This is a genomic window from uncultured Demequina sp., assembly GCF_913055775.1.
Lineage (GTDB): Bacteria > Actinomycetota > Actinomycetes > Actinomycetales > Demequinaceae > Demequina.
On record NZ_CAJXJX010000187.1, the window covers coordinates 1 to 3,437 of the forward strand.

General features: G+C 72.0%; 4 protein-coding genes. 2 read left to right on the forward strand and 2 right to left on the reverse strand.

Translation table 11 applies throughout. The features are described from left to right. Nucleotides 1-184: 184 nt before the first annotated feature. The gene (locus QZ483_RS13200; protein ID WP_297084775.1) at nucleotides 185-952 is read right to left on the reverse strand and encodes an SDR family oxidoreductase; all 768 of its coding nucleotides are present in this window, start codon (nucleotides 950-952) and stop codon (nucleotides 185-187) included. A gap of 86 nt (nucleotides 953-1,038) precedes the next feature. On the opposite strand from QZ483_RS13200, the gene QZ483_RS13205 reads away from it, so the two are divergent. Then, a complete protein-coding gene (locus QZ483_RS13205; RefSeq protein ID WP_297084777.1) occupies nucleotides 1,039-1,830 on the forward strand; it encodes an exodeoxyribonuclease III in 792 nt (263 codons plus the stop codon). A gap of 149 nt (nucleotides 1,831-1,979) precedes the next feature. Continuing rightward, a complete protein-coding gene (locus tag QZ483_RS13210) occupies nucleotides 1,980-2,483 on the forward strand; it encodes a septum formation family protein (protein ID WP_297084779.1) in 504 nt (167 codons plus the stop codon). Nucleotide 2,484: 1 nt separating this feature from the next. Here QZ483_RS13210 and QZ483_RS13215 read toward each other — a convergent pair whose 3' ends face one another. Further along, nucleotides 2,485-3,081 (reverse strand): hypothetical protein, encoded by a 597-nt coding sequence (locus QZ483_RS13215; protein ID WP_297084782.1) that lies wholly within the window; start codon nucleotides 3,079-3,081, stop codon nucleotides 2,485-2,487. Nucleotides 3,082-3,437: the final 356 nt, after the last annotated feature.

The window sequence follows — 3,437 nt, forward strand, 5'->3', positions numbered from 1 at the left end:
CAACCACCACCGCAACCACTCAGCCATCGGCAAGATCCCACCCATCAACAGATTGAACAACCTGCCTGGGCACTACACCTAGCGCGCTAGACGAGCGATTCGGGCCCATTTCGCTCGTCTCAGGCGCTAGATGAGCGGGAACGACCGCGGCGATCGCGTTCGCAGGGCCGATGCGCGGGCCGGGTCACGCGCGCTCGCGCGGCTCGCGCGGGCGGCGGGTCAGGGCGCGCGGGGCCAGCCGCAGGAGACCGGCGCTCGCGGCGTACCGGACCGAGGGCGTGACCGTCACGGCCTTGCGGCGCACCGCGGCGAGCGCCGACTCGACCACCTGTTCGGGCTCGAGCCACACCAGATCGGGATAGTCCTGGCGCATGTACTCGAGATCGGGACCGTCGTGGAAGTGGGTGCGCACCAGCCCCGGCAGCACGGCGGTAGCGCTGACCCCAGTGTCCTTGAGCTGGCCCGCGAGCGCGTGGGTGAACTCGACCACCCAGCGCTTGTGCGCGGCGTACGTGGTGTTCGACAGGTGGGCCGCGATCGAGGCGACGTTCAGGATGGCGCCGTGGCCACGCTCGGTCATCGCCTTCGCTGCGGCTTGCGCGAGGCACAGGGGCGCGCTCACGAGCACGTCGAGAGCCGCACGCTCCTCCTCCCAGGTGGTCTCGAGGATCCCCTTGCCCAGCCCGTAGCCGGCGTTGTTGACGAGCAGGCTGATGGGGCGCTCGGGGTCGGCCACGCGGGCGGCGACCTTCGCGAGGTCGTCCGAGTCGGCGAGGTCCGCCTGCAGGACCTCGGCCTCGACCCCCGCAGCGCCGCGAATGGTGTGGGCGAGCTCGGACAGCTCGTCGCCGCTGCGCGAGACCAGCACCACGTCGTGGCGGGCGGCAGCGAGCTGCCACGCGAACTCCTCGCCCAGTCCGCGGCTCGCTCCAGTGATCAGTGCAGTCGCCATGGCGACAGCGTACGCGGGGCGGCCTGCGCGCTTCGGCCGCACGCGCATCGGCCGTGCGCCTGGGCCGCGCCGGGTAGCGTGGAGCCATGCGCCTCGCCACCTGGAATGTGAACTCCGTCCGTGCCCGCTGCGACCGGGTGGTCGACTGGCTCGAGCGCTCCGAGACGGACGTGCTGGCGATGCAGGAGATCAAGTGCAAGCCCGAGCAGTTCCCGCGCGAACCGTTCGAGGCGGCGGGCTACGAGCTGGCGGTCCACGGCCTCAACCAGTGGAACGGCGTGGCGATCGCGTCGCGCGTGGGGCTCGAGGATGTGGAGACCGCATTCCCGGAGCAGCCGGCCTTCGGCAAGCCCGGGCAGGAGCCCGTCGTCGAGGCGCGGGCGATCGGCGCGACCGCCGGCGGCGTGCGCGTGTGGAGCCTGTACGTCCCCAACGGTCGCGGTCTGGCGGACCCGCACTACGCGTACAAGCTCGAGTTCCTGCGCACCCTGCGCGAAGCCGCGTCCACGTGGGCCGATGCGCCCACGGCTCTCGTGGGCGATTTCAACGTCGCGCCGCTGCCCACGGACATCTGGTCGGAGGAGGACTCCGAGGCGGAGACGCACGTGACGGACGAGGCGCGCGCCGCTTTCCACGCGTTCGCGGACGCCGGGTACGAGGAGCTCTCCCGGCGCTTCGTCCCCGACGAGCGGAAGTACACCTTCTGGGACTACAAGCAGCTGCGATTCCCCAAGAACGAGGGCATGCGCATCGACTTCATCTACGCCTCTGCGCCCCTCGCGTCGCTCGCGACGGGCGTCACCATCGAGCGCGACGAGCGCAAGGGCAAGGGCGCCTCGGATCACGTGCCGGTGGTGCTCGAGATCGCGCAGTCGTGACCGATCCATTCGTCCCGCCGGGCGCGCCCGATCCGGGACGCCAGCACGCGTCTCAGCCGGGCGACGCTGCTCCCGCGGCCGCCGCATCGGGCAGTCCGACGGCCGCTGTTCCCGCCGGGCGAACCTCGGCGTTCGGGGCGGGCCGCGGCATGGCTCTCGCTGCATGGGTGGCGATCGCCGCAGGTGTCGCGCTGCTCATCGGCATCTCCTGGTCCGTGGCTCTCGACGCGACGGGCCGAGGCCTCGACCCGGCCGCACCCGAGACCGTGGGTGACCTGCACGCGATGCAGGTGGTGCCGGGGATGTGCCTCGAGAGCGTCGGCGACGACGGTGCTGTGGGCGGCACGACGGTCGTGGAGTGCACCGCCGAGCATCGGGCCGAAGTCATCACGTCGTTGGTGTTCGAGGAGGCCCGCTACCCAGGAGACGAGGAAGTCGCGCTGCGCAGTCGGGAGCATTGCGGGAGCCGGCTCGACAGTCTGGGGCCGTCGGGCTCCGCCTGGGTCGCGTGGGTGCCCACCGCGCAGTCGTGGCAGCGCGGCGACAAGGTCGCCCTGTGCGTGCTCGTGCTGGACGCTCCCGTGACAGAGCGGATCGGCCCCGACCGGTCGACGGACGCCGACGAGGCCGTCGAGCCGGGCCAGGAGGCCTGAGTCAGAGGGCGGGGACGGCCGCGGCGGCGCGTCGCCGACTGCCCCGCTGCGCGATCGCATCGCGAATCCGCGCGTCCCCGTGGGACGCGAGCCACTCGAGCGTGCTCGCGGGGGTCGACGGGTTCGCGGCGACGACCACGCGGAGGTGCTCGTGGCGGCTCGCGATCTGCGACAGCTCCTGTGCGGACGACGCCGGATCGGCGGCGCGGGCGAGCAGCACGCGCCTCGCGGCGGAGTCCACGGTCTCGGGGGCGAGTACGGACGTCCGCAGGACCGTCGACGTCGGGATGGCCTCGGTGCCGGAGGCCGATGCGCGGGTCGCGCGAGCGGCGTTCCTCGCTCGCGCGCGGACTCGCGTCACGACCACCACGGCGACCGCGAGCACAGGGACGGCCCACACCAGCGCGGGCAGATGAGCGTCCCCCGACCTCGCCGAGAGTGCGGCGGACCCCAGGGCCGCGGCGGCGCCGATGGCTAACGCCGCCCGCTGGACCCAGGTGAGTTCCACTCTCGGGAGGAAGGAGGACGCCACGGCGGCCAGGAACAGGAGGCCAGTGATGACCAGGGCGAACTCCTCCGCCGACCAGTGCATCGCCACCTCTTCCAGGCTTTGCGGCGACAAGGGCATTGCCCCCCTCCGCCTCGATTCCGAGCCTGCCACTGCGCGAGTGGGTCCGGTATCCCCACTTGTGGGGGGTCAAGATGAACTTTCGAGGGCCACCGGTGCGCGGCTGGCGCTAGGGTGTCAGCCATCGTCGCCGATGGAAGGAGTGGGTGGTGGAACGGCACCGGATCGCGCTGGTCGAGGACCACCCGCTGGTCGCTCGAGGCTTCCAGTCGCTGATCGACGGCGCTCCGGACGTCGAGCTGGTCGCGGCCGTCTCGACCGTCGCTGAGCTCGCGCAGGTCAGTCCTGCGCCGCGACTGGTCGTGCTGGACCTCCGGCTCGCCGAC